The following is a 24,278-nucleotide window of genomic DNA, read 5'->3' on the forward strand; positions in this document are numbered from 1 at the left end:
ACCTCATGCGAACGTTGAACCGCGTCCTCTCCCCCTCCATCGCCGTCGCCACGCTGCTCTCGATCGCGTCCTTCGCGACGGTCGCCGAGGCGCAGCTCGACATCAACCCGCCGCTGCCGAACGTGCTGCTCGTCATCGACACCTCGGGGTCGATGGAGAACATGGCGAGCGGCAAGCGGCCCGAGGAAGACGGCGCGGCGTGTGTCCCCGGCACGACCACGCCGCTGAACCGCTGGGCCACGCTGGTCACCGTGCTGACGGGGACGATCCAGAACTTCTCCTGCTTCGCGCAGGATCGATCGTCGAGCTCGTTCCAGAACGAGTTCACCCTGCCGAGCGGGCCGGATCCCTACGACTACAAGTACTACCTGCCCTTCCACCGCATCCTCTCGAACGGCTGCGCCTACGGCCCGGGATCGATGGGCGGCGCGTGGTGGGACTGGCCCGCGAACGCGCTCCGGACGCACGCGTGGAACAACACGAGCCAGGCCTGCGACACGCCGGGCTTCCAGCAAGCGAACGACGGCCTGCTCGACACGTACCGCGATCGCGTCCGCTTCGGCCTGATGACGTTCGACACGCTCCCCGATCCCGGCACCGGCGCGAGCGGCTCCGCGCCCGCGCCGAACGACGGCACGAAGGGCATGTGGAGCTACTACCCGAGCTGGAGCTCCGGCGGCTCGCCCGCGGACGGCAACCCGCCGAACTGCGCGACCCACGACTTCGAGGTCGGCGCGCGAAACCCCGCCGCGCCGCCGTGGGAGGGGCGCCTCATCGGCTTCGGCCCGCACGACGCGCCGATCGCGCAGGTGCAGCAGATCAACGATCGCCTCCAGTCCTCGCTCCTCGCGATGCGGCCCTACGGCGCGACCCCGATCGCGGGCGTCCTCGCCGACGCGCGTGACTACCTCTTGAACGACGGCTCGAACGACCCGGCCACGGGCAAACCCTTCGGCCCGAAGGACGATCCGTACTACGCGGGCAAGTGTCGCAACCAGTTCATCATCCTCCTCTCGGACGGCGAGCCGAACCTCGACCTGCGCGAGTCCTGCGCGACGGGCAACGGCAAGTGCCCCTATCCGCGGCCGCACGAGATCGCGCACGAGCTCTCGACGCAGCCGAACCCGATCAAGACCTTCGCCATCGGCTTCGGTTTGTCGCAGGCGGGCGGCACGAGCTGCAGCAACCTCACGCAGAGCGACCTCGTCGCTCCGAACGGCCTCTGCGCGAGCGCGACGGGCGCGCTCAAGGCGTGCTGCACGCTCTCGCGTATCGCCTACGAGGGCGGCTCGACGCGCGCGTATTTCGCGGACGACCTGCCGAGCCTGAAGAGCGCGCTCGATCAGGTGCTCTCGGTCGTCTCGGCCGGCTCGACGAGCCGCACGATCCCCGTCTTCTCCACGGCCGGCGCCACGCAGAGCCAGGGCGACGCCGCCGCCGCGGGCTACCAGTTCGTCACGTCCTTCGACGCGCCCGTCGGCGGCCTCTGGACCGGCAACCTCGAGCGCAAGCGCTACGTCTGCGAGAACCAGAGCGGCATCCTGAAGCCCGTGCTCGCGACGATCGAGCAAAACAAAGGCGACGATTTCGAGGCGAACCTCAACACGAACGCCCCGGCCCGCAAGTTCTTCACGCTCGTCGGCACGCAGGAGAACGGGCAGATCCACTCGCGCCGCTCGCTCCGGCCGAACCTCTCGACCGACGACGGCCTCGGCCTCTACGGCGGCGCGAGCACGGGCCTGGTCGAGAGCACGACGTTCGCCGCGACGCTCGCCCAGGCTCCGCTCGCGCTCGACATCCCGTCGAACCCCGTGCCCGACGCGTGCGAGTCGATCGCCGGAGCAAACGCGAGCGCGAGCGCGTGCGCCGACACGGCGATCCGCTGGGAGGTCGGCCTGCCGGGCGTGCCGCAGTCGCGCTTCGGCAACGCGCTCGGCAGCATCTACCACGCCTCGCCGATCACGATGGGCACGCCGAAGGAGTTCCTGCGCGACGAGTCCTACGCGGCGTTCGCCGCGGATCCGGTGGTCAAGAAGCGCCCGCTCGTGCTCTTCGCAGCGACGACCGACGGCCAGCTCCACGCCTTCAAGGTCGCGGCGAACGATCCGGCGGACACGCAGCGCGTCGACACGCTGGAGAACAACGAGCTCTGGTCGTTCCTCCCGCCGCACGTGCTGCCCGGGATCCTGCCGACGTACGGCCGGCAAGCGTTCCTCCTCGATGGAAGCCCCATCGTGAAGGACGTGATCTTCCAGCGCACGCGCGCGCAGGCGCAGGCCGGCGCGGCGGGCACGACGTGGAGGAGCGTGCTCGTCGCGGGCGGCGGCCTCGGCGGCAGCTTCTATTACGCGCTCGACGTGACGAACCCCGCCGATCCGAAGTTCCTCTGGCAGCTCTCGACGAACACGAACGGCGAGCCGCTCTTCGGCAGCACCACGGTCAAACCCGCGATCACCACGATCGCGCTCGACGACGGCAACAACGACGTGAAGGAGGTCGCCGTCGCGATCCTCCCCGGCGGCACGACGACGCTCACGACCGGGAGCTGCCCGCGCCTCAGGTCGACGACGAGCGTCTCGTCGTCCGACGCGTATCAGCCCAAGGTCGGCGGCGACGTGGTGCGGTGCTGGCACGACGCGAACGGCAAGGTCGGCGCGGCGCGCTCGCTCTCGATCGTCCGCCTCGACACGGGCGAGATCATCATGCACTTCCGCGGCAAGCTCGAGGACGGCCCCACGCTCCCGACGAACAAGGTGAAGGAAGACGCGTTCGACTCGCCCGTCACCGGCGTCCCCGTCCCCTACCCGTCGCTCCCGGGCCAGGTCTCCGATCGCATCTACGTCGGCGACGCGGACGGGACGCTCTGGCGCGTCGACCTCACCTCGCCGAAGCCCGACAACTGGAAGGTGGATCTCGCGTGGGACGCGTACTCGTTCGGCAGCGACGCGGCCGCGACGCGCCAGCCGATCGAGACGCCGCCGATCGTCACGGTCGATCCGATCGGCAACCCGGTCGTCCTGCTGTCGACGGGTGATCAGGAGACGTTCACGTCGAGCGCGGGCGTGCAGACGCGCGCCTGGTCGATCCGCGAGGAGCCAAACGGCTCGGGCTCGTTCGTCACGAAGAGCAACTGGGTGATCCCCTTCGAGAACGGCGTGCGCGTGACCGGACCGATCTCGCTCTTCAACGGCGTCGCGTACTTCTCGACCTTCACGCCGACGGGCCCGCAAGGCAACGCGTGCGCGGACGGCTACGGCGCCGTGTGGGGCGTCGACTACTACCGGAAGACGGCCTGCAGCGCGAACGGCCCCACGCCGCCCGCGGACTGGCCCTGCCCGCGTTACGTGCAGGATCCGGTGAACGCGCCGCAGGACCTGAGCTTCTTCGAGGACCAACCGCCCGGCACCGTGGTCTTCGGCGTGGCCGTCACGCAGACGCCGAGCTGCTACGAGCAGCTCAGCTTCGACGAACCCGCGTTCGGCCCGATGTCGGTCGTGAACAACTCGACCGCGGGCGAGTTCCAGCTCGTCTTCCAGACCGGACAAGGCGGAACGTCGAGCGAGAACTCGAAGACGAACACCGTCACGAAGCGCCTGCCGCCGCCGCGCACCTCGGTGAGGATCGACTCGTGGGGCCTCGTCCTCGAGTGAGCCGCGTCCACCTCCACGCCGCCGCGGCGCTCGTGCTCCTCTCGGCGTGCCGCGGAGGCGACGAGCGCCACGCGCCGAGCGCCGCCCCCGCGGCCGTCGTGGACCCGCCCCCCGACAAACTCGCGCCCGGCGAGCTCGCCGAGGGCCCGGTCGACGCGTTCGGCATCAAGCTGCCGCGCGCGATGACGGTCTCGGCGCAGTTCCCGGACGCCTTCTTCGCGAAGGGCAGCCTGCGCGCCGAGGATGTCGCGGCGTACGTCAAGGCGCGCGTCGTCGCCGAGCGCGTCGAGTCCTCCCCGCGAAAGACGATCTTCCACAACGCGACGTCCAAGTCCGCGCCCTCGCGTGTCCTGCGCGTCGAGGTCCTCGTGCGGGACGATCACACCGAGATCGTCGTGCGCGACGTGACGAAACCTCCTGCGAAGGATGGCCTGACCGAAGAAGAGCGGTGGCGCGAGCTCGGCCTCACGCCGCAGGGACAACCTCTCGATCCCACGAAGCTCGAGTAAGCCTCGGGCACGATGCGCGCCGCGTCATCGGGCGTGCTGGCTGCGATCGTGCGTCCGTGCTGGACCACACCCGACGCCCATCGACTTCGACCCCGAATCGGACTACATCGCGCGGGGTGTCGACCATGGATCAGCCCCAGGTACCGCTTCGCAGGACCCCTCTTCATGACGAGCACGTCGCGCTCGGCGGTCGCCTCGTGCCCTTCGCGGGCTGGGAAATGCCCGTGCAGTACAAGGGCGTCACGGAGGAGCACCGCGCCGTCCGCACCGCCGTGGGCATCTTCGACGTCTGCCACATGGGCGAGCTCGTCCTCTCGGGGGACTACGCTGCGGACGTGGTCAACTACCTGATCACGAACGACGCCAAGCGCCTCATGGACGGGCAGGCGCTCTATACCGTGGCGTGCAACGACGCGGGCACGATCCTCGACGACCTCATCGTCTACCGGGTGTCGCAGACCAAGTGGCTCATCGTCTGCAACGCCTCGAACCGCGACAAGATGGTTGCGCATTTCAAGGCCGCCGCGGTGAACCACTGCGACTTCGACGATGCGTCCGATCGCACGGCGCTCATCGCGGTGCAGGGCCCGAAGGCGCTCGCGCTGCTCGCGCAGGCCGGCGGGGACGGACCTGCGCTCACCGAGCTGCCGAGCTTCCACTTCCGCGACGCCACGCTCGCGAACGTCCCGTGCACGGTGGCGCGCACGGGGTACACGGGCGAGGACGGCGTCGAGATCTTCTGTCCCATGGACGGCGCGGCGCAGCTCTGGCGCGCGCTCGTCGCGCTCGGCGGCCCGCTCGGCCTCGAGCCGGCCGGCCTCGGCGCGCGCGACACGCTCCGCCTCGAAGCGCGCCTCTCGCTCTACGGCAACGAGATCGACGAGACGACGAACCCGCTCGAGGCTGGGCTCGGCTGGGTCGTGAAGCTCGGCAAGGGCGACTTCGTGGGTCGTACGGCGCTCGAGCGCATCAAGGCCGCGGGCCTGACGCGCAAGCTCGTCGGCTTCGAGATGAGCGGCCGCGGCATCGCGCGGCACGGCTACCCGCTCCTCGACAAGGTGGGGATCAAGGTCGGCGTGTGCACGAGCGGCAGCCCCGGCCCCACGGTCGGCAAGAACATCGGCCTCGGCTACCTGCCCACCTCGCTCGCCGAGGTGGGCTCGGAGATCGAGGTCGACTGCCGCGGCCGCTCGGTGAGCGCCGTCGTGGTGAAGACTCCGTTTTACAAACGTTCGTCGTGACGAAAAGCGCCGTAGCAGCGGACAGGAGAGAGACTTCGTATGGCCAGCGATGATGTTCGTTCGGATCGTCGGTACACCAAGGATCACGAGTGGACGAAGGAGGAAGACGGACGGGTGCTCATCGGCATCACGGCGTACGCCGTGGATCAGCTCGGTGACATCACGCTCGTGAACCTGGACGTGAAGGTCGGCGAGACGATCACGCGGGGCAAGGCCTTCGGGACCATCGAGAGCGTCAAGACGCTGAGCGATCTCTTCGCCCCCTTGAGCGGACGTGTCGTGCAGATCAACCAGCTCCTGGAACAACAGCCGGAGAAGGTGAACGAGGATTGTTACGACCTCGCCTGGATGATCGCCGTGGAGCCCTCCGATCGGAGCGAGCTCGATGGCCTGCTCGACCCGACCGCCTATACTGAGCTCCTGAAGACCGCCGGCCACTGACTCCGGCCGCGGCCTCCTCATCTCTCTCCACAGCCATGCGATACCTCCCTCACACGCCCGAGGAGATCGCTTCGATGCTGGAGGCCGTCGGCCTGCCGGCGCTCGAGGCGCTCTACGAATCGATCCCTGCACGCGCACGTTACGATCGGCCGCTCGACCTGCCCGCGCCGATCGACGAGCCGTCGCTCATGCGCCACCTCGAAGAGCTCGCCCGCAAGAACCGCGCGGCCGGGATGCTCTCGTTCCTCGGCGCCGGCGCGTACGAGCATCATTTCCCGCCCGCCGCCGACCAGCTCCTGCTGCGCAGCGAGTTCTACACGGCGTACACGCCGTACCAGCCCGAGGTCGCGCAGGGCACGCTGCAGGTCATCTTCGAGTTCCAGACGATCGTCAGCGAGATCTTCGGCCTGCCGCTGGCGAACGCGTCGATGTACGACGGCGCGAGCGCCGCGGCCGAGGCCGTGCTCATGGCGCGAAGGCTCGTCGGTCGCGAGCACACCGTCATCTCCGGCGGGATCCACCCCGAGTATCTCGAGACGATCGAGACGCACGTGCGTGGCCTCGGGACCGGCAAGGCCTCGCTCACCACCGTGCCCGTCGGCGCGGACGGCGCCGCCGACATCGACGCACTCGCGGCCGCGATCACGAACGAGACGGCCTGCGTCGTCGTCGGATACCCGAACTTCTACGGTTCGATCTGCGATCTCCGCAAGGTGGCCGAGGCTGCGCACGCGAAGGGCGCGCTCGTCATCACGGCGACGCAGGATCCGTACGCGCTCGCGCTCCTCGAGTCGCCCGGCGCGCTCGGCGCCGACATCGCGGTGGGCGAGGGACAACCGCTCGGCCTGCCGCCGCAGTTCGGCGGCCCGGGCGTGGGCCTCTTCGCGTGCCGCGAGGACCGCAAGTACCTGCAGCAGATCCCCGGCCGCGTCGTCGGCGAGACCGTCGACAAGGAGGGAAACCGCGGCTACGTGCTCACGCTGGCCACGCGCGAGCAACACATCCGCCGCGAGCGCGCCACGAGCAACATCTGCACGAACAGCGGCCTCTGCGCGACCGCGATGACCATCAAGATGTGCATGCTCGGCAAGAAGGGGTTTGTCGAAGCGGCGCGTCAGTGTCTCGCCAAAGCGGAGTACCTGAAGAAGGCGATCGCGGGCCTCGAGGGCTACTCGCTGCCGTACAGCGCTCCGACGTTCAACGAGTTCGTCGTGCGTGTACGCGGCGGCGACACGAAGAAGGTCTGCGACACGCTCGCCAAGCGCGACATCATCCCCGGCTTCGATCTCGGCCGCGTGAGCGCCGAGCGCAAGGGCGAGCTGCTCGTCGCCGTCACCGAGCGCCACACACGCGCGGACCTCGATCGGCTCGTCGAAGCGCTCGCGTCGATCTGAGTTCAGAAGAACCGCGGCGACGGCCCGAACGAGGCCGTCGCCGGCTGTTGATGCGCCGGGTACGGGTTCGGCCACGCGTCGAGCATCGACTGCCGGTAGATCGTCAGCCGCAGGAAATCGATGCCCGCGAACGCGCCGAACGCGAGCGCGTCGCCCGTCCCGTAGAGCCCCTGCACCCCGAGCGAGAAGCCGAGCGGAAGGCCGATCGTGAAGCTGCCGGCGACGCCGCGCGAGTACGTCCCCCAGAGCCTCTGGTAGCCGCCCACGTCGACCGCGACGCCGAACTTGCCCGCTTGAAAGCCGTGCGTCGCGACACGCGCGAGCAACGACACGTCCAGGCCCTCGTCGACCACGGGCGTGAGCCGCGCGAGCCCGCCGACGATGAACGGGCCGTCCGGCGTCGTGCCCACGCCGAAATCGAAGTTGAACGCCGCGCGTGGCGCGAGCGCCGCCGTACCCTCTTTCCACGCGAGCGCCCCTGCCCCCGCGAACGCCCACGCCGATGCGTCCGCCCGCGCGACGTCCGGCGCGAGCGCGATCCCCGAGGCGAGCGCGACTCCGATCCACGTTGCTTTCACGTTGCGACGCACGCCGACCGACCTAGCACGTTTTTCTGCGGCGGCCGAGGATCCGCCGCTCGACGATCCGCGCGACCTCCTCGTCGAAGAGCACCGTGTTGTGCCCTTGGCCTTCCATCACGATCACCTCACCGCCGGGCAACGCGTGTGACACGGGCGAACGCAGGACGGCGTCCGCCCGCGCGATGATCGAGAGGTGCGGGACGTTCGCCGTGGCCGAAGCGGCGAGGCGGATCTTGCGCAGCACGGCGCTGTCCGGCGCGAGATCACGCGCGGCCCCGAAGCCGAGCGCGCTCGCCCCGACGACGCCTGCGAACGGGCTCGCCATCGAGATCGTCTGCACGACCCGCGTGTCCCCCGCCTCCTGCGCGTAGAAGCGCGCCACCACGCCGCCGAGGCTGTGCCCCACGAGGTGCAGGCGCGCCGCGCCGGGCAGCTCCGCGGTGAGCGCCGCGAGCCGCTCGCCGAGCTCCTCGACGCCGGGCCCGGGCGGATACGTCATCGCCGCGGCGTGCACGCCCTTGTGACGCGTGATCACGCGGCGCATGGGGCGAAGGCCGCCTGCCGTCGCGAAGAGGCCATGCAGGAGCACCACGACGTCGTCGCCGTCCTGCACCTCGGCAGGCGCCGCGGCCCCCTCGAGATCATGCCGCGAGAGCCACGCCTGCCGCCCGAACGCGAGGGCCTCGCGGCTCGCGTTCACGAGAGCACGAGCCCAGGAGGGACGATCCGCCATGCCGCGAGGATGCCACGGGCCACGACGCCCGCTGAGCCGATCTTCAAGGTCGCACGAGCCAGACGTGAAAGCTCCGCCACGCGCCCTGCTTCGCGGTGATCCGCACCCGATCCCGACCGCCGATCGCGGACAACGCGACACGCGCCTCGAACCACGTCGCCTCGTCCCGCGCCGGGATCTCCACGGTTCGCGTGTCTCCGCCGAGAGGCGCGATCACGAGCGTGATCGGCCCGCCTCCATCGGTCCGCAGCACGAGCGTCGCGGGGCCCCGCTCGACGTTCGGCGCGACGAGGAACGACTCGCTTTGCCCCTGCGGGAGGATGCGACCTGCATCGAACCGCGGTCGCCCGGCCGCGTCGCGCAGCGTCGCGCCGATCACCCACCCCGCCTGCGGCCGCGGGAACGTGTAGCCGTGCGCCCGTTCGTCCACGAGATCCGCGACGTCGAGCTCGAAGACCGCGCCCGCCCGCGCCTCGCCGCTCGGCGCGAGCGTCGACCAGTCGGCCGCGTACACGACCTTCTCGGGCGCCGCGCAGATCACGTTGTCCTCGATCCGCACCGAGAACATTTGCTCCCCGAACGATCGCGCGAGCTCCGGGAACCAGCCCGGGTAGATCGCCATCACGTCGGGCCGCTCGCTCGCCGGCATCCGCTCGATGAGCTCGACGATCGCGGGGATGCCGTGCACCGAGGCGCGGGCGAACGGCAGGTCGTGATATCCGCCGAGGCCGAGGCCATCGAGAGCGGACAAACCGGAGAGGTAGGGGATCGCCCCCGCGTCACCGACGAGCACCCGCCGAGGTCGCGGCGAGAGGGCGGCGAGCTTGCGAGCGACCTCGGCTTGTTGCTGCTCGATGTTGCCGGAGGCGCGCGCGAAGTGATCGATCTGCCGCGGGAAGAGCCGCGCGGGCGCGAGCGTGGCGACGAGCGCGAGCCCGATCCCGAGAGCGCCGAGCGCGCGCCCCCTCCGCACGAGCTCCCCCACGCCGAGCGCCGCGGCGACGAGCAGGAAGAGCAACGACGGCACGGCGTAGCGGAAGTTCTGGTACCGCGCCGTCGTGTTGAGCGACACGAGCAGGAGCATACCGATCGCGCCCGTGACGAGCGGCAAAGCGATGGGCCGCGTGCGCCGCGCGAGGATCGCCACGAGCGCGAGCAGCGGCAGGACGAACGAGAACGACGGCCCCCCGAGCGCCACGTCGAACGCCTGCGCCCGCAAGACGGCGAGGTTCTTGATCACCTCGACGGCGGCCTCGATCGGCGTGAGGTACGGGTTCGTCCCGACGAGCTTGCGGACGGCGCCGGCCTGGCTCATCTCCCCGGTGAACACGAGGTTCGCCGACGCCTGCGCTGCCAGGAAAAACCCCGTGGGCGCGAGCACGCGGACGAGCGACGAGAGCGTGCCGAGCGATCGCGCGCCGTACACCACGGCCACGCCGAGCGGCCCGACGAGCGCCGCCGACTCGGGCCGCGTGGCCACGAGAAGCGCGCCCCAGAGCCCGGCGCGGAGCTGCGCGGAGGGGCGCGACGCGGGCGGCGCTGCGGTCGCGCGCTGCGAAGCGACGAGCAGCCGGCCGAGGATCGCGGCGAAGAGCGCCGTCTCCATGCCCGAGTACAGGCTCCAGTCGACGAGCGGCACCGCGAGCAGCAGCGGCGCCGCGAGGAAGGCCGCGATACGCGGCGCGCCCTCGAGCAACACGCGCGCCGAGCGGCAGAGGTCCCACAAGCAAACGCAGGCGAGCGCCGCGGCGAAGTACGAGAGCCGCGCGCCACGCAAGCCGAGCGCCCAGGCCGGCGCGAGGACGAGCGGATAGGTGAGGCTCGTTCCGCCCGACGAGTAGCCGTTCTCCGGCAGCCACGCGAACGGGTGGCCGAGCGCCGCGGAGCGCGCGAAGCCGAAGTGGATGTAAACGTCGTCGAGCGGGACGGGAAACGCCCCGCCCGTCCGCGCGAAGCCGGGCAGCCAGAACACGAGGCCCACCACGACGACGAGGGTCGCGGCGAACACGTGGAACAACGCGGGCTCACTGGGCTTCGGGGCCACGAGCGGGACTAAACACGAAAAACGAGGTGCCGGAAGCGACGATCTCGCGCCTCGACCCGAGAGGGGCGCGCCGCACTTTCCGCGCGTATGCTTCGTGCATGGCTACGCAGACCGTGGATGCAGAAGACTCCGCCCGATGGGAAGCGGTCGAGGAGGCGACCGAGTTCATGAACGACGGCCGCTTCGTCGAGGCGCTCGTCGCGCTGCGCGACGTGATCAAGGCCGACCCGAGGAACCCCTACGCGTTCCATTTCCTCGGCGCCGCCCTTTACGAGACCGGCCAGCGCGAGACCGCGCGCGACGCGTACCGCGCAGCCCTCCGCCTCGCCCCCAACTACCTCGGCTCGCGCGTCGCGCTCTCGCACCTCTTGCGCCAGCTCGGCGACCTCGACGGCGCGCTCTCGCAGGCCAACGAGGCGCTGCGCCGCTTCCCCGGCGACGGCGACGCGATGCAGGCCGCCGGCCTCGCCTACGCGGCGAAGGGCAACCGCAAGGCGGCGAAGAAACAACTCCAGGGGTTCCTCAGCTCGAACCCCGAGCTCGAAGCGCGCCTCGAGGTCGAGCAGATCCTCGGCATGCTGGGCATCGCCGGCGAGAACGAGCCGGTCGAGTTCGAGTGATCAGACGTCGATCCGCGTGAGGCACGCCTCCGCGAGGGCCTTCGCGCCCACCGCCTCGGCCACACGCGCCGCGGCCCGGAAGCCTGCGGCGCGCTCCAGCGCCTCCGCCCCGCGCCGCGCCCCTTGCACGCGGAACGACACGCTCCGCACGAACGCGCGCATCGCCGCGACGTCGTCCCCCGAAGTCGCCAGGATCTCGCCGAGCACGAGCGCCGCGTGCGCCGCCACGGCCTCGCTGCCCGGGTAAAACGCCTCGCCGAGCGCCTTCGCGAGCGCCGCGGCGTCCCTCTGCGAGGCCGCCTCCTGCGCCGCGATCTCCGGCGTGGGCCGCGGCGCCGGCTCGATCCCGAGCCGCGCCTCCAGGTAGCCGAGCGCGTCCCACGCGACCCGCCGGAACGCCTCGAGCCCGTCCGAAGGCGCCTCGAGCACGCCGCCGCCTGCGCGTTTGCCCTCGTGATCGAGGTCCCGCACGATCACGAGATCGTCGCGCTCGCCGATCACGAAGAGGTCCCCGCCCCAGCCGAGCGACTTCTCCTCCGTCAGCCATTTCGTTGCAGGACCAACCTCCGTCGGCCCGAGCAGGCGCGTGCCACAGCCGAGCTCGAGCCCGCCTGTGACGGCCCAGAGCGCCGCGAGGTCCTCGGGCGGATCACCTGCGCGATCCCAGCCGCCTCGGCTCGGCGGGCGCCTCTTCGTGATCGCCGCCGCGGCGCAGATGCGCGCCGCGCGCTCGCTCGCGGACTCCATCGTCATGGCAACAAAACCTTCCCCTTCGGATCCTCGCTCAGGCTGCGGATGAACATCGCGGCCTGCGATCGGGCCTCCTGCACGCGGAAGATCACGAAGTGCCCGTCCGTGTCCTCCGGCACCGCCCATTGCGCGAGCACGCCTGTCGCCTTCCCGTCCGCGAGGTTGCCCGACAGCCCCAGCTTCGAGATGTTCACCATGCCCGGCCCGCCCCACGCGAGCTCCGGGATCGGGAACTGCGACGGCTCGACGAGCGGCAGCCCCATCGCGATCGCGTGCATCTCGATCCCGCGCGTCGGCGAGTAGCTGTCACCCGAGCCGTCCGGGTTCACGCCTTCGGTCATGTAGATGCTCTTCGGCGCCATCCCCTCGCGCGGCGAGAGGGCCACCCGCGGCGCATAATGCAGCGGATCGGTCGTGTCCACGAGCATCTGCGCGAGCGAGAGCGCCGGGTGGAAGAGGTCGAGCTCCGCCTCCTCCTCGGCCTTGAGGCTCAAGAACACCGTCTTCACGAGCTGCGCGATGCTCGGTGACGGGCTCGTCTTGTGCAGCAGCGTGATCGCCATGACCGCCGACGAGCCCGAGAGCACGCCGCCGCGCGCCTGATCGTCGGCGGCGAGGAACAGCGGGCCGTTCAGCCCACCTTGCGAGTGGCCGAAGTACATGAGGCGCGAGCCGTCGAAGCGGATCGGCTGGCCCGTCACCGACACCGACGCGGGCACCTCCACGTCCGACTCCGTGAAGAGACGCGCGCGTTGCACCTCGTCGAGCGCGGCTTGCCGGCTGTTCGTCCGGGCCGCGAGCACGTTGTTCACGTTGAAGAAGAGCAGCGAGATACGCGACGTGTCGCCGTCCTTCGGCGCGCCCGGCCTGCGGCCGTGGAAGATCTGATCGACGCCCATCGTCGCGATGCATTGATCGGCCAGGCTGCGCGCCGTCCCGTCGTACACGTAGCTGCGGAAGTCGCCGCCCGTGCCGTGCGCGTAGAGCACGATCGGGAAGCCGTCTGGCGGCATCGGGCACGACGCCGAGTTCGGCACCGTCAGCGAGAAGCGCACGTCGAAGGTGTCGACGACCGCGGGCCCGCCGTTCTCCTGCCGGAAATCGCCGCCGTCGCTCGGCTTCTCGAAGGGCAGGTTGCCCTCCTGGTAGTTCGGCGAGGGCCCGTAGAGGCCGATGTACTCGGTCCGCGAATCCCACGTGCCGCCGACGACCCACTTGCCCGGGTCCGCCACGGGCGCGGGCACGTTCGCGCGCAGGTGATCCCGCGCCGCGAAGAGCTCCTCGGTCGGATCGTTCGTCCGGAACACCGCGAGGTGCACGATCGACGCGCGCGGGATCCCGGCCGCCTCGATCTCCGTCACCGCGGGCGCGAGCTCCACCTGCGCGCGCGCCGCCGCGTCGCTCTCGGCGCTCACCTCGCCGAGCACCTGCGCGAGCTCGACGCTCTTCGTGATCGCCCCTCCGCCGGCGCCGCGCACCGCGTCGGTCACGACGAGCGCGTACCGCGTGTGGGGCCGGAGCGGGAAGCCCAGCGTGGGCATGAAGGCGAGCGTGTTCGTCGGGTAATACACGCCCTCTTCGGCGCGGAACTGCACCGAGACGAGCCTGCGCGAACCGCGCTCGGGCGAGCCCGGATCGACGTCGAGCAGCTGCACCGACGCCGCGGCCGAGAGCGCCTCGGCCGGCGTGTGCGGCAGCGATTTCGGATCGAGCGGACCGTCGAAGCGCAGGTACCCCGCGGCCGCCGGCGAGAAGCCGTCGAGCCTCCGATCCATCGTGCTGATGTACTGCGAGAGGATCGGCACGCTCCGCGGGTTCGGGAACTCTTCGAGGGGCACGCGGCCGTCCTCGAGCCGCAGATCACTCGGCCAGGGGTGATCGAAGAACGACGCGTCCGCGGGGACGGCGAGCGACGCGGGGGCCACCCAGATCGACGTCGCCTCGGGCTGCAGGCCCGGCGCGGGGCCACACCCGACGAGGCCCGCCAGGATCCCAGGGAAAACGAGCGCAAAAGAGAAGGGCCGGAGGACGCGCATGAAGGAAAAGTATGCATGACGGTAGCGCCGCGCGATAGGCCGGGAGCGCCTGCTTTTCGGGTCCACGAACCTCGAAATTTCCAGCTCCCGCCACGCCCTGGCCGTCCCTGTTTCGCCGCGCGCGTCCTCGGCCTGCCGCGGACGGTCTGCCGGCCTTTTCGTCCTTTCCGGTCCACCACCCACGCCCGCTCGGCCGCGTTGTTCTTTAGATATGAATCTTTTATACGTGCGTCATGTACCTCGCTGGAAAGCATGCCCTGGTCACGGGCGGAGGTCGCGGGATCGGGCGCGCCATCGCCGAGCGGCTCGCCCGCGAGGGCGCCCGCGTCCTCGTCACGGGGCGCACCGAGGCCGAGATCGACGAGGTCGCGAGCGAGATCGGCGGCGTCGCCGTCCGGATGGACGCGAAGGATCGAGCGAGCGTGCGCGCCGCGATCGACGCCGTCCGCGCCGCGGGCCCCGTCGACGTGCTCGTGAACAACGCCGGCTTCGCCGAGTCCGTCGCCTTCGACCGCACGACGGACGAGCTCTGGGACGACCTGCTCGAGGTGAACGTCACGAGCGCCTTCGCCCTCTGCCGCGCCTTCGTGCCCGGCATGATCGAGCGTGGCTTCGGCCGCGTGATCAACGTCGCCTCGAACGCGGGCCTCGTCGGTTACGGCTACAGCGTCGCCTACTGCGCCTCGAAGCACGCGATGGTCGGCATGACCCGCGCGCTCGCCGTGGAGATCGCGAAGTCGCCCGTCACCGTGAACGCCGTCTGCCCGGGGTGGACCCGCACGCGCATGGGCGAGGAGGCGACCTCGCGGATCGCGCAGAAGACGGGCCGCAGCGCCGAGGCCGCGGAGAAGATCCTCGCGAACATGTCACCGCAGCAGCGCTTCGCCGAGCCCGAGGAGATCGCCCACGTCGTCGCCATGCTCTGCGCCCCCGAGGCCCGCAGCGTGCACGGCCAGGCCATCCCCATCGACGGCGGCCAGGTCATGAAATAGGACGAAACCGATCATGAACGACAAGCTCACCTTCGTGAACCCCGAGGGCTTCGTGCCCCCGAAGGGATATTCGAACGGCGCCCTCGTCTCGGGGCCCACGCTCTTCGTGGCCGGCCAGGTCGGCTGGAACGCGCGCTGCGAGTTCGAGACCGACGACCTCGCCGAGCAGTTCGCGCAGGCGCTCGACAACGTGATCGCCGTCGTACGCGCCGCCGGCGGAGAGCCCACCGATCTCGCCAAGATGACCGTGTACGTCACCGACCTCGACGCCTACCGCGGCTCGCTCAAGGCGATCGGGCAGGCGTGGCGCGCGCGGCTCGGCAAGCATTTCCCGGCGATGGCGCTGCTCGGCGTCGCGGGCCTCGTGGAGCGGCGCGCCAAGGTCGAGATCGAGGCCGTCGCCGTGCTCCGTGGGGCTCCGGGAGCGGCGTGAGGCGGGGCGCGCCGACCCGCAGGCCCGTGAGCGCCAAGCCTGCGGGCAAGGGCGAGCAGAACCCCGCCGTGCGCGCGTGGGTCCGCATCCTCGCCGTGCAGAAGGTCGCGCTCGCCGCGATCCGCGACGACCTCGAGGCCGAGATGACCCTGCCGCGCTTCGACCTCCTGTCGAACCTCGTGCGCGAGGACGGGCAGACCCTCGCCTCGCTCTCGCGCTCGATGCTGGTCACGGCCGGCAACATCACCGGCCTCGTCGATCGCGCCGCGCGGGACGGGCTCGTCGAGCGCCGGGCCGATCCGAACGATCGGCGCGCCTGGCGTGTCCACCTCACGCCGAAGGGCCAGCTCGCCTTCCAGCGCGCCGAGCGTCGCCACGCCGCGCGTGTCTCCAAGCTCTTCTCTGCGCTCAGCGCGAACGAGCTCGCGAGCCTCGTTCGTGTGCTCGACAAGGTACGACTCACCCTCCGCGGCCCCGAGCTCTCGGCCGTCCGCGGCCCGCGCGGCGAGGCACGCCGCACCCCCGAGCGTGGCGCGCGCCGCGCTCGCGCCCGATCCGAGGAAGATCCGTGACCCTCTCGCCGAAGACCTTCGATCTCGAAATCTCCCGCGGCATCGCCCAGATCACCCTGAACCGGCCCGAGCGCCTGAACGCGCTCACCTTCGAGGTGTACGGCGAGCTCGCCCAGACCTTCCGCTCCCTCGAGAAGGCCGACGACGCGCGCGCGGTCGTGATCACCGGCAAGGGCCGCGGCTTCTGCTCGGGCGGCGACGTCGAGGGCATCATCGCCGAGCTCTTCGCGCGTGACATCACCGGCCTCGTCGAGTTCACGCGCGTGACGGGCGCCCTCATCCAGAGCATCGCCGAGCTGCGCCGCCCCGTGATCGCCGCCATCAACGGCGTCGCCGTCGGCGCGGGCGCCGTCATCGCCGCTGCGTGCGACATGCGCATCTTCGCCGAGAGCGCGCGTATCGGCTTCATCTTCCCGCGCGTCGGCCTCTCGGGCGCGGACATGGGCGCCTCGTTCCTCCTGCCCCGCATCGTCGGCCGCGGCAGGGCCGCCGAGCTGCTCTTCTTCGGCGACCTCATCGGCGCCGAGGAGGCGCTTCGCATCGGCCTCGCCAACCGCGTCGTGCCCGACGCCGACGTGCTCACGACGGCCCGCGGCTGGGCCGAGCGCCTCGCGAAGGGCCCGACCTTCGCGCATCGCATGACCAAGCAGATGCTCGAGAGCGAGCACGGCCTGACCCTCGCCGCCGCGATCGAGGCCGAGGCGCAAGCGCAGGCGCTCTGCATGGCCCACCCTGACTTCCGCGAGGCCTACGAGGCGAACAAGGTCAAGCGCCCGGCGCGTTTCCTCGGCGCGGAGATCTGTGATCCGCCGCCGCCGGCCGCGCCGAAGCCCGACGCCGGGAGCGACGCATGAGCGCGCGCTTCTTGCTCTCCTTGCCCGACCTCTCGCCCTTCTTCGAGCTGCGCCACCACGAGCTCGCGACGCGGCTCCAGGGCGAGCACCTCGACGTGCTCGCCACGACCCAGGATCCGGCCGAGGTCGCGCGCCTGCTCGGCGATCCGCTCGGCCTTTACAGCTACCTCGTGCCCGAGGCGTATGGCGGCGCCACGACGGGCCGCCCGGTCGACCTCGCGTACATCGACGTGCGCGCGCTCGTCCTCGTGCGCGAGGCGCTCGGCCAGGTCTCTGCGCAGGCCGACTCGATCTTCGCGGTGCAGGGCCTCGGCACCTACCCGATCCTGCTCGGCGGCTCGCAGGACCTCATCGCCGAGGTCGTGCCCGACGTCGTGCGGGGCCGTCGCCTCGGCGCCTTCGCGCTCACCGAGCCCGAGGCGGGCAGCGACGTCGCCTCGCTGCGCACGGTCGCCCGCGAGGACGGCGACAGCTTCCTCCTCGACGGCGAAAAGACGCTCATCTCGAACGTGCCCTACGCCGACCACCACGTGGTCTTCGCGAACGCCGACCCCTCGCTCGGCCGCAAGGGCATCACGGCCTTCTACGTCCCGAAGGGCGCGCCGGGCCTCACGCTCGAGGCGCTGCCGATGAGCGCGCATCCGCTCGGCCGCCTGCGCCTCGAAGGCTGCCGCGTGCCGAAGGAGCACGTGCTCGGCCACGTCGGCGCGGGCTTCCGCATCGCGATGGAGACGCTCGACGCCTTCCGCATCTCGGTCGGCGCGGCGGCGAACGGCATGGCCGCGCGTGGGCTCTCGGCGTCGATCGAGCACGTCAAGCGGCGGCGCCAGTTCGGCGCGCCGCTCGCCGATCGGCAGATCGTGCAGGCGTACCTCGCGGAGATGTCGACCGAGCTCGACGCGGCGCGCCTGCTCGTCGCCCGCGCGGCGCACCGGCGCGACACCACGGGCGAGCGCGTGACGAGTGAGGCGGCGAAGGCGAAGATGTACGCGACCGAGGCCGCGCAGCGCATCATCGACAAGGCCGTGCAGCTCCACGGCGGGATCGGCGTGCTCGAAGGGGGCGTGGTCGAGCGCCTCTACCGCGAGATCCGGCCGCTGCGCATCTACGAGGGGACGACGGAGATCCAGAAGCTCGTGATCGCGAAGGCGCTGCTCGGCTGAGTCAGGGCAGCGAGGCCTTCCGGATGACCTCGACCAGCCGCTGGGCGTCCTCGGCGTCGTCGACGGCGATCGCCGCCTCGTACCAGGTCGCGAGCGTCTCCCGGTCGGCGCGACCTCGGATCCGCTCCTGCAGCGTCGGCTCTAGACCGCCCAGACGGCGGGTCAGGATCCGGATGACGGTCTCCGCCTGCGTCCGCGCCTCGCCCTTCGCGACGGCGCTCAGCCACAGCTCGCTCTCCATCAGTCGCTCCTCCGACATGTACAGCTTCAGCAGTCGGGTCGGGACCTTCTCCGCCTCGGCCACGAACCACAACACCGCCAGATAATCCGCACGCTCTCCCGAGCTCAGCTCCGTCTTCGCCTCGATTCTACCACACGCCTCCCGCACGACATGTTCGGCGGCGCCGTCCCGCGTCAACGTCACCAGCGGCCAGAGCGCGAGCGGAGCCGAGGGTGTTCCACAAGCACCTGCTCGACTTCCGGACCTCACCCACCCCAACCCTCCCTCTCCACACGGCGGAGAGGGAGGGAGTTTCCGGTTCGATCCGCGCCTTTCGCCCCCTCTCCGCCGCGCGGAGAGGGGGTCGGGGGGTGAGGGGGTGAGGTTCCGAAGCCGACAACAGCTATGGAACACCCTCCCAGGGACTGGTCGAAGGACTCCATGGTTTGGCGCTACGCAACCCCACGGTAAAACCCTGCACGACACGAGGCAAGCTCGCGGCGTGAAACGTTTTCCCTTGCACTTCGGCCCCCATCTGGTTCGGAGTCCTCCCTCCCCCTCCCAGCCATGTGGAAACCCCCGGAGCGCATCCGCCACCCCCTCCCCGACGACCGGCCGCCCACCGCCGACGACGCCGCTCGTGCGCTCCTCTTCTCGCCGCTCACCCTCGCCTCTGGCCTCACCCTCGCCGATCGCACCTGGGTCCCTGCCATGGTCCCCTGGCGTGCCACCGAGGACGGCTTCGTCTCGAAGGACGTCCTCGACTGGTACGGCCGCTTCGCCGAGGGTGAGCCCGGCGCCCTCGTCGTCGAGGCCACCGGCATCCGCGACGTCCCGAGCGGCCCGCTCCTCCGCATTGGCCACGACCGCTTCCTCCCCGGCCTCGCCGACCTCACCCGCCGCGTCCGTGACAAAAGCGCCGGCCGCACCCGCCTCTTCGTCCAGCTCATCGACTTCCTGCGCATCCGCAGGCGCCCCCCGCACGAAAAATACCTCGAGACCCACCTCGCCCTCACCCCCGCGCATCGACGGAACCTCGAACGCGAGACCGGCGACGCCTTCTGGGCCGAGGCCCCCGAGACGGCCATCCGCGAGTTCTTGCGCGCCGCGACCGACGAGCAACTCGATCGGATCCTCGACCCGCGCGAGCTCGAGGCCCTCCGCTTCGGGGCGCGCGAGCGTGTCACCGACGTCCACGAGCCTCACATCCGCGACCTGCCCCGCGCCTTGCCCGCCCTCTTCGCCGACGCCGCCCGCCGCGCCAGGCAGGCCGGCTTCGACGGCGTCGAGCTGCATTACGCCCACGCCTACACGATGGCCTCGTTCCTCTCCGCCCGGAACGACCGCAAGGACGGGTATGGCGGCTCGCGCGAGGCCCGCGCCCGCCTCCCGCTCGAGGTGTACGCCGCCGTCCGTGACGCCGTCGGCCGTGATTTCACCGTCGGCTGCCGCTTCCTCTGCGACGAGATCATCGACGGCGGCAGCCGCGTCGAGGACGCGATCCATCACGGCCTGCTCTTCGCCCGCGCCGGCATGGATTTCCTCTCCCTCTCCACCGGCGGCAAATTCGAGGACGCAAAACAACCCAAGGTCGGCGACGCCGCTTATCCCTACACCGGCCCGAGCGGCTACGAGTGCATGCCCACGGCCCTCTCCGACGCCCGTGGCCCCTTCGCCCGCCAGGTCGAAAAGCAGGCGCGTATTCGCGAAGCCCTGCGCGCCGAGGGCCTCGAGACGCCCACCGTCGCCGCCGGAGGCATTGGCACCTTCGTCCAGGCCGAATCGATCCTCGCCCGAGGCCAGGCCGATCTCGTCGCCGCCGCGCGCCAATCGCTCGCCGATCCCGACTGGTTCCGCAAGCATCGCCTCGGCCGCGGCGCCGAGGTCCGGCGCTGTATCTACTCGAATTATTGCGAGGCCCTCGATCAGCGCCATCGCCAGGTCACCTGCCAGCTCTGGGATCGAAAGGACCTCGACGAGCCCGGCGCGCCGCGCAGCGCCGAAGGCAATCGCCGCCTCGTCGCCCCCCGCTGGGACCGTTGAATCGTATACCCTTGCCGTAGACGGCGCCCGGACCGCGGGCGCCCCTTCAAGAAAGAGTGGCTTTCCATGGATACACGTACACTCGTCGCTCTCGCCCTCGTCGGCCTCGGCGCCCTCTCCGGCTGCAAGGAGACCGTCGACTCGCAGAACATCCGCACCCAGGGCATCGCGGCCATCCTCTCCGCCACGGCCGAGAACGACCAGGAGACCCGCCTCATCGCCACGCTCAAGGTCGGCGGCGACGAGAGCAACACCTACGTCGACCTCTCGGGCGGCGACCGCATCTTCGCCTCCGCGGGTGACCAGCGCGTCGAGATGAAGACCCAGGACACCGGCGTCTACGAGGCCAAGTTCAACACGGCCGCCGAGGGCACCGAGTTCCTCGTCGACCTCCAGCGCGAGACCGACGACGACGCCCCCGCGAGCCGCGGCACCCTGCCCGCCCCCTTCGCGCTCACCATCGGCGCCTCGCAGGTCTCGCGCGCGGCCGACATCACCGTCACCTGGACGCCCTTCGACTCGAAGGACGACGTCCGCCTCGAGCTCAACGGCCCCTGCATCTTCCTCGAGACGATCGACGTCCCCGGCGACACGGGCACCCACACGATCCTCGCCAATAGCCTCCAGGCCACGGGCCCCTCGGACCAGCCCCCTCCGACCTGCGACGTCGAGGTCACCATGACCCGCTCGCGCAGCGGCACGACCGACGCGACCTTCGACAGCGAGAGCTCCTTCGTGCTCGAACAAGTTCGCAGCGGCAGCTTCACCTCGACGCCCTGAGAAGCGTTAGATTGCGGCGCGCATGAAACACGCCGCTCCCCTCCTCTTCGCCTCCCTCCTCCTCACCGCCTGCAGCGAAGACCCCGCGCCGCCGGTCAACCCGCCGCCCCCCGAGCCCGTCGACGAGCGTTGCCCCGGCACCGGCGTCAGCAAGGGCCCGTGGTCCTTGCGCGTCGACCGCACCTCCGCCGTCGTCCGCTGGGAGACCTGCCGCGCGGACGTCGCCGGCGGCGTCCTCTTCAACCCCGAGGGCAGCGACGAGATCCGCCAGGTCGACGCGACCGTCACCACCTACGAAGTCCCCGAGACCCGCAAGGCCCCCCTCGATCCGAGCGCCCCGCCCGACGAGGCCGGCACCTACTGGACACACGAGGCCGTGCTCTCGGACCTCCAGCCCGGCGCCTGCGTCCAGTACCACCTCGCGGCCGACCCGGCGGCGAAGGGCCGCGTCTGCGCCGCCAAGCCCGACGGCGCGCCGCTCCGCTTCCTCGCCATCGGCGACACGAACCCGGGCCTCAACCGCATCACGCTGAAGCTGCTCGACCAGGTCCTGCCGATGAACCCCGATTTCACGCTGCACGGGGGCGACATCCAGTATTACGACTCCGGCCTCGAGACCTACGCCTCCTGGTTCCCCGCCATGCGCCCGCTGCTCGCCCAGGGCGCGATGTTCCCGGCGCTCGGCAATCACGAGCTCGAGGTCCCCGAGGAATACGAGGCCTATTACCGCCGCTTCTGGGGCGACGCCGGCTTCGACGGCGCGGGCGACCATTACCGCTTCGAATCGGGCGGCGTCTGGTTCTTCTCCCTCGACACCGAAAAACCCCTCGGCAAAGACTCCGAGCAAGGCAAATGGATCGCCGACTCCCTCGCCGACGCCGCGAGCAAGCCCGGGTATCGATTCTCGGTCGTCTTCCTCCACAAGCCCCTCGTCACGTGTGGCGACAAATCCGACGACCCGGTGACCCGCGCCGAGCTCGAGCCCATCTTCGTGCAGCACGGCGTCCGCCTCGTCATCCAGGCGCACCTGCACGGCTACGAGCGATTCGCCTTCCCCGACATCACCTGGATCACCACGGGCGGCGGCGGCGCGACCCTCGTCGACGTCGACGAGAACATCGACCGCCCCGCCTGCGCGATGCGCGCCACCTCGGGCAGCGTACGCCACGCCGTCCTCCTCGACGCGACGGGCAACACGCTCACGGGTCAGGTGATCGACGACAAGGGCGCCGTCTGGGATACCTTCACCCTCGAAGGCCCCTGAACGTACGTCCCCGCGTGGCCTCGACGCGCCGCCCCAAACGTGCTCGCCTCCGCGAACGCTGCTTGACGCCGCGAACCCCCGCTCGATAGTAATCATTCATGCGACGCGGCGATCGCCTGGGAAAAGCCCTCCTCCTCTCGCTCTCGTGCGCCGCCCTCCTGCTCCTCTCGAGCAGCGCGCGCGCAGACGACGAAGACCCGCGGCGACTCAAGCCAAAGTACGGCCTCTTCGGGACCGGCTTCCACATCGAAGCCGGCGCGGGCGTCTACCAGGTCCTCGGCCAGGGCGGCTTCGTCCCGGGCATCTATCCCCGCGCCGCGCTGGAGCTACACCTCGGCCCACATTTCTCGATCCCGGTCGTCGCCCGCTTCCAGACCGCCGTCGACCCGAGCGCAGGCGCCCCCGACTTCGCCCAGCTCTCCATCGCCCCCGGCCTCAACTTCCGCCTACGCGAGCTCGACTGGCCCGTCGCCCTCGTCTTCGGCGCCGCCGTCCGCGTCGGCCGCTTCTCCGCAAGCCAAGAGCTCGTCGACGCCAAAGTCGAAGCCGCCGACGACGCCGGCGCGCAGGAAGCCCTCGGCTTCCCCCTCGCCCCCGAAGCCACCGTGAAGCTGGAATGGTGGATCGCCTCCGCCTTCGTCGCGAAGATCAGCGCCACCTACGCCCCCGTCTTCGTGAACAAGCAGCCCATCCACAACATCGAAGAAGCTCTCGCCGTCGCGCTTGTGTTCTGAGGGCGCCGCGCTGGGGCGCCGCCCCAGGCCCCGGCAGGGGTTGTCCACCCCTGCACCCGGACCAGGCACGGCCTGGACCGAAGGGGGAAGAACTGCGCGATGCGCAGTTCTTCCCACGGGCCCGTGAGAGCCGAGCGTTAGCCCTCGCCGATGGACGCTTCGAGCTCTTCGGCCGGCTCGTTCTTGGGTTTGCGGCCCTCCTCGATGATCGGGAAGATCACGTCCTGCAGCTCGCGATTGCGCGGGAAGGCGGCGCGGACGATACCCATCGCTCTGTCCACCGCGTCGTGATGCGCGTCGCGCAGGGCGAGCTCGACCTTGAAGGCCTCGTCGTGCGCGGCGAGCGCGCCGAGGTGAGCGGCGACCGCGCCCTCCAGCGTCGCGAGGGCGGCTTCGAGCTTCGGCGACCAGGCGTCTCGATAGGCGTCGATCCCGGAGAGCTTCGCGTTCTGGAGCCGTTCGACGAGCTCCTTCATGGGTTTGACCTGGCGTTTCCCCATGGGAATGACCACGGGCCGGATCCCTCTCGGAAACAGACACGCGCAGATTCGACCGCGCCGTCCGCCGTCCTCGATCTCCGCGGCGCGTAGGGCCGAACGAATCACGCGCTCGGCGCCCACCTCGGCGAACCGAAGCGCGGCGCGGCTCTGGAGGACGGGGATACGCAGCGCGCGGCGCTTGTCCTGCTGCGCCCCGAGCGCCTCGGTCACGGCCAGGATGTCATTCGCGGCGGGAGCGGTCTCCGGGAATTGCGAGAGGCCGGCGGCGAGCTCGAAGCCATACTCGACACGGATATCCGAAGCAGCCTTGTGCGAATACTTGCGCATGATCGTTTCCCTGGGCCCAAGGCCCGGTGTGGTTGGTTTTCGGCAGCCCGTGCGGCGGGGGTGCGCGCCTGGGTTTTTGTTGAACGGGGAGCGGAGAAATCCATTCGGAGAGAGCAGGGATTCGACGATTGTCGTGGAGAGCGGGGGTGGACGGGCGTCAGGCGAGGCTCCTCGGGGTGAGGAGCAAAGGTTGACGGGCGTCAGGGCTGGCTCCTCGCCGCGGGGAGCGGTGGTGGACGGGCGTCAGGGGGCGCTCCTCGCGATGGGGAGCGGTGGTTGACGGGCGTCAGGGGGCGCTCCTCGCGATGGGGAGCGTGGGGGGACGGGCGTCAGGGGGTGGGCCTCGCAATGGGGAACGTGGGTGGATGGGCGTCGGGGGGCGCTCCTCGGGACGAGG

22 protein-coding genes are annotated in these 24,278 nt (G+C 70.6%); 15 read left to right on the forward strand and 7 right to left on the reverse strand.

Annotated features, from left to right (window positions below):
* Positions 1–5: 5 nt before the first annotated feature.
* The 5 genes from GF068_RS08510 to gcvPA all read left to right on the forward strand — a co-directional run bounded on the left by GF068_RS08510 (position 6) and on the right by gcvPA (position 7,235).
* Complete coding sequence (locus GF068_RS08510; protein ID WP_153818809.1) at positions 6–3,650, forward strand: pilus assembly protein; 3,645 nt, start codon at positions 6–8, stop codon at positions 3,648–3,650.
* Positions 3,647–4,159, forward strand: coding sequence for a hypothetical protein (locus GF068_RS08515; RefSeq protein WP_153818810.1), 513 nt, complete (start codon positions 3,647–3,649; stop codon positions 4,157–4,159). Before GF068_RS08510 ends, GF068_RS08515 begins: the two co-directional genes overlap by 4 nt.
* Positions 4,160–4,284: 125 nt before the next feature.
* Positions 4,285–5,400 carry a glycine cleavage system aminomethyltransferase GcvT gene (gene gcvT, locus GF068_RS08520; RefSeq protein ID WP_153818811.1) on the forward strand — a complete coding sequence of 372 codons (1,116 nt, stop codon included), beginning with the start codon at positions 4,285–4,287 and terminating at the stop codon, positions 5,398–5,400.
* A gap of 39 nt (positions 5,401–5,439) precedes the next feature.
* Positions 5,440–5,841 carry a glycine cleavage system protein GcvH gene (gene gcvH, locus GF068_RS08525; RefSeq protein ID WP_153818812.1) on the forward strand — a complete coding sequence of 134 codons (402 nt, stop codon included), beginning with the start codon at positions 5,440–5,442 and terminating at the stop codon, positions 5,839–5,841.
* Between the two features lie 35 nt (positions 5,842–5,876).
* A complete protein-coding gene (gcvPA, locus tag GF068_RS08530; protein ID WP_153818813.1) occupies positions 5,877–7,235 on the forward strand; it encodes an aminomethyl-transferring glycine dehydrogenase subunit GcvPA in 1,359 nt (452 codons plus the stop codon).
* 2 nt (positions 7,236–7,237) lie between these two features.
* Here the strand turns inward: gcvPA and GF068_RS08535 are convergent, their stop codons facing one another.
* From GF068_RS08535 to GF068_RS08545, 3 genes are all read right to left on the reverse strand, one after another.
* Entirely contained in the window at positions 7,238–7,825 is a 588-nt protein-coding gene (locus GF068_RS08535) for a hypothetical protein (RefSeq protein ID WP_153818814.1), read from the reverse strand.
* Between the two features lie 10 nt (positions 7,826–7,835).
* Positions 7,836–8,516, reverse strand: coding sequence for an esterase/lipase family protein (locus GF068_RS08540; protein WP_338046289.1), 681 nt, complete (start codon positions 8,514–8,516; stop codon positions 7,836–7,838).
* A gap of 76 nt (positions 8,517–8,592) precedes the next feature.
* Positions 8,593–10,593 carry a hypothetical protein gene (locus GF068_RS08545; RefSeq protein ID WP_153818816.1) on the reverse strand — a complete coding sequence of 667 codons (2,001 nt, stop codon included), beginning with the start codon at positions 10,591–10,593 and terminating at the stop codon, positions 8,593–8,595.
* Between the two features lie 98 nt (positions 10,594–10,691).
* Between GF068_RS08545 and GF068_RS08550 the strand changes: the two genes are divergently transcribed.
* Positions 10,692–11,213, forward strand: a complete 522-nt coding sequence (locus GF068_RS08550) for a tetratricopeptide repeat protein (protein ID WP_153818817.1) — start codon at positions 10,692–10,694, stop codon at positions 11,211–11,213.
* On the opposite strand, the gene GF068_RS08555 is transcribed toward GF068_RS08550, so the two are convergent.
* Complete coding sequence (locus tag GF068_RS08555) at positions 11,214–11,966, reverse strand: hypothetical protein (RefSeq protein ID WP_240806743.1); 753 nt, start codon at positions 11,964–11,966, stop codon at positions 11,214–11,216.
* A complete protein-coding gene (locus GF068_RS08560) occupies positions 11,963–13,999 on the reverse strand; it encodes a hypothetical protein (protein WP_153818818.1) in 2,037 nt (678 codons plus the stop codon). The genes GF068_RS08555 and GF068_RS08560 overlap by 4 nt, the downstream gene beginning before the upstream one ends.
* 233 nt (positions 14,000–14,232) lie before the next feature.
* Here GF068_RS08560 and GF068_RS08565 point away from each other — a divergent pair, with 233 nt between their 5' ends.
* The 5 genes from GF068_RS08565 to GF068_RS08585 are packed head-to-tail and all read left to right on the forward strand — an operon-like array spanning position 14,233 to position 18,013.
* A complete protein-coding gene (locus GF068_RS08565) occupies positions 14,233–14,991 on the forward strand; it encodes an SDR family NAD(P)-dependent oxidoreductase (RefSeq protein WP_153818819.1) in 759 nt (252 codons plus the stop codon).
* Between the two features lie 13 nt (positions 14,992–15,004).
* A complete protein-coding gene (locus GF068_RS08570; protein WP_153818820.1) occupies positions 15,005–15,424 on the forward strand; it encodes a RidA family protein in 420 nt (139 codons plus the stop codon).
* 26 nt (positions 15,425–15,450) lie between these two features.
* Positions 15,451–15,996 (forward strand): MarR family winged helix-turn-helix transcriptional regulator, encoded by a 546-nt coding sequence (locus GF068_RS46935; protein WP_338046290.1) that lies wholly within the window; start codon positions 15,451–15,453, stop codon positions 15,994–15,996.
* Positions 15,993–16,850, forward strand: coding sequence for an enoyl-CoA hydratase family protein (locus GF068_RS08580; protein ID WP_338046291.1), 858 nt, complete (start codon positions 15,993–15,995; stop codon positions 16,848–16,850). Before GF068_RS46935 ends, GF068_RS08580 begins: the two co-directional genes overlap by 4 nt.
* Positions 16,847–18,013, forward strand: a complete 1,167-nt coding sequence (locus GF068_RS08585; protein ID WP_153818821.1) for an acyl-CoA dehydrogenase family protein — start codon at positions 16,847–16,849, stop codon at positions 18,011–18,013. Before GF068_RS08580 ends, GF068_RS08585 begins: the two co-directional genes overlap by 4 nt.
* Before the next feature lies 1 nt (position 18,014).
* Here GF068_RS08585 and GF068_RS08590 read toward each other — a convergent pair whose 3' ends face one another.
* Positions 18,015–18,503: a hypothetical protein gene (locus GF068_RS08590; protein ID WP_153818822.1), complete on the reverse strand. Its 489-nt coding sequence runs from the start codon at positions 18,501–18,503 to the stop codon at positions 18,015–18,017.
* 297 nt (positions 18,504–18,800) lie between these two features.
* On the opposite strand from GF068_RS08590, the gene GF068_RS08595 reads away from it, so the two are divergent.
* From GF068_RS08595 to GF068_RS08610, 4 genes are all read left to right on the forward strand, one after another.
* Entirely contained in the window at positions 18,801–20,276 is a 1,476-nt protein-coding gene (locus GF068_RS08595; RefSeq protein WP_153818823.1) for an oxidoreductase, read from the forward strand.
* Between the two features lie 66 nt (positions 20,277–20,342).
* Positions 20,343–21,056, forward strand: coding sequence for a hypothetical protein (locus tag GF068_RS08600; RefSeq protein ID WP_153818824.1), 714 nt, complete (start codon positions 20,343–20,345; stop codon positions 21,054–21,056).
* Positions 21,057–21,078: 22 nt separating this feature from the next.
* Entirely contained in the window at positions 21,079–22,320 is a 1,242-nt protein-coding gene (locus GF068_RS08605) for a metallophosphoesterase family protein (RefSeq protein ID WP_153818825.1), read from the forward strand.
* Between the two features lie 98 nt (positions 22,321–22,418).
* Positions 22,419–23,054, forward strand: coding sequence for a hypothetical protein (locus tag GF068_RS08610; RefSeq protein WP_153818826.1), 636 nt, complete (start codon positions 22,419–22,421; stop codon positions 23,052–23,054).
* Between the two features lie 137 nt (positions 23,055–23,191).
* Here GF068_RS08610 and GF068_RS08615 read toward each other — a convergent pair whose 3' ends face one another.
* Positions 23,192–23,881 (reverse strand): hypothetical protein, encoded by a 690-nt coding sequence (locus GF068_RS08615; protein ID WP_153818827.1) that lies wholly within the window; start codon positions 23,879–23,881, stop codon positions 23,192–23,194.
* Between the last annotated feature and the right edge of the window lie 397 nt (positions 23,882–24,278).

Source organism: Polyangium spumosum, from assembly GCF_009649845.1.
Lineage (GTDB): Bacteria > Myxococcota_A > Polyangia > Polyangiales > Polyangiaceae > Polyangium > Polyangium spumosum.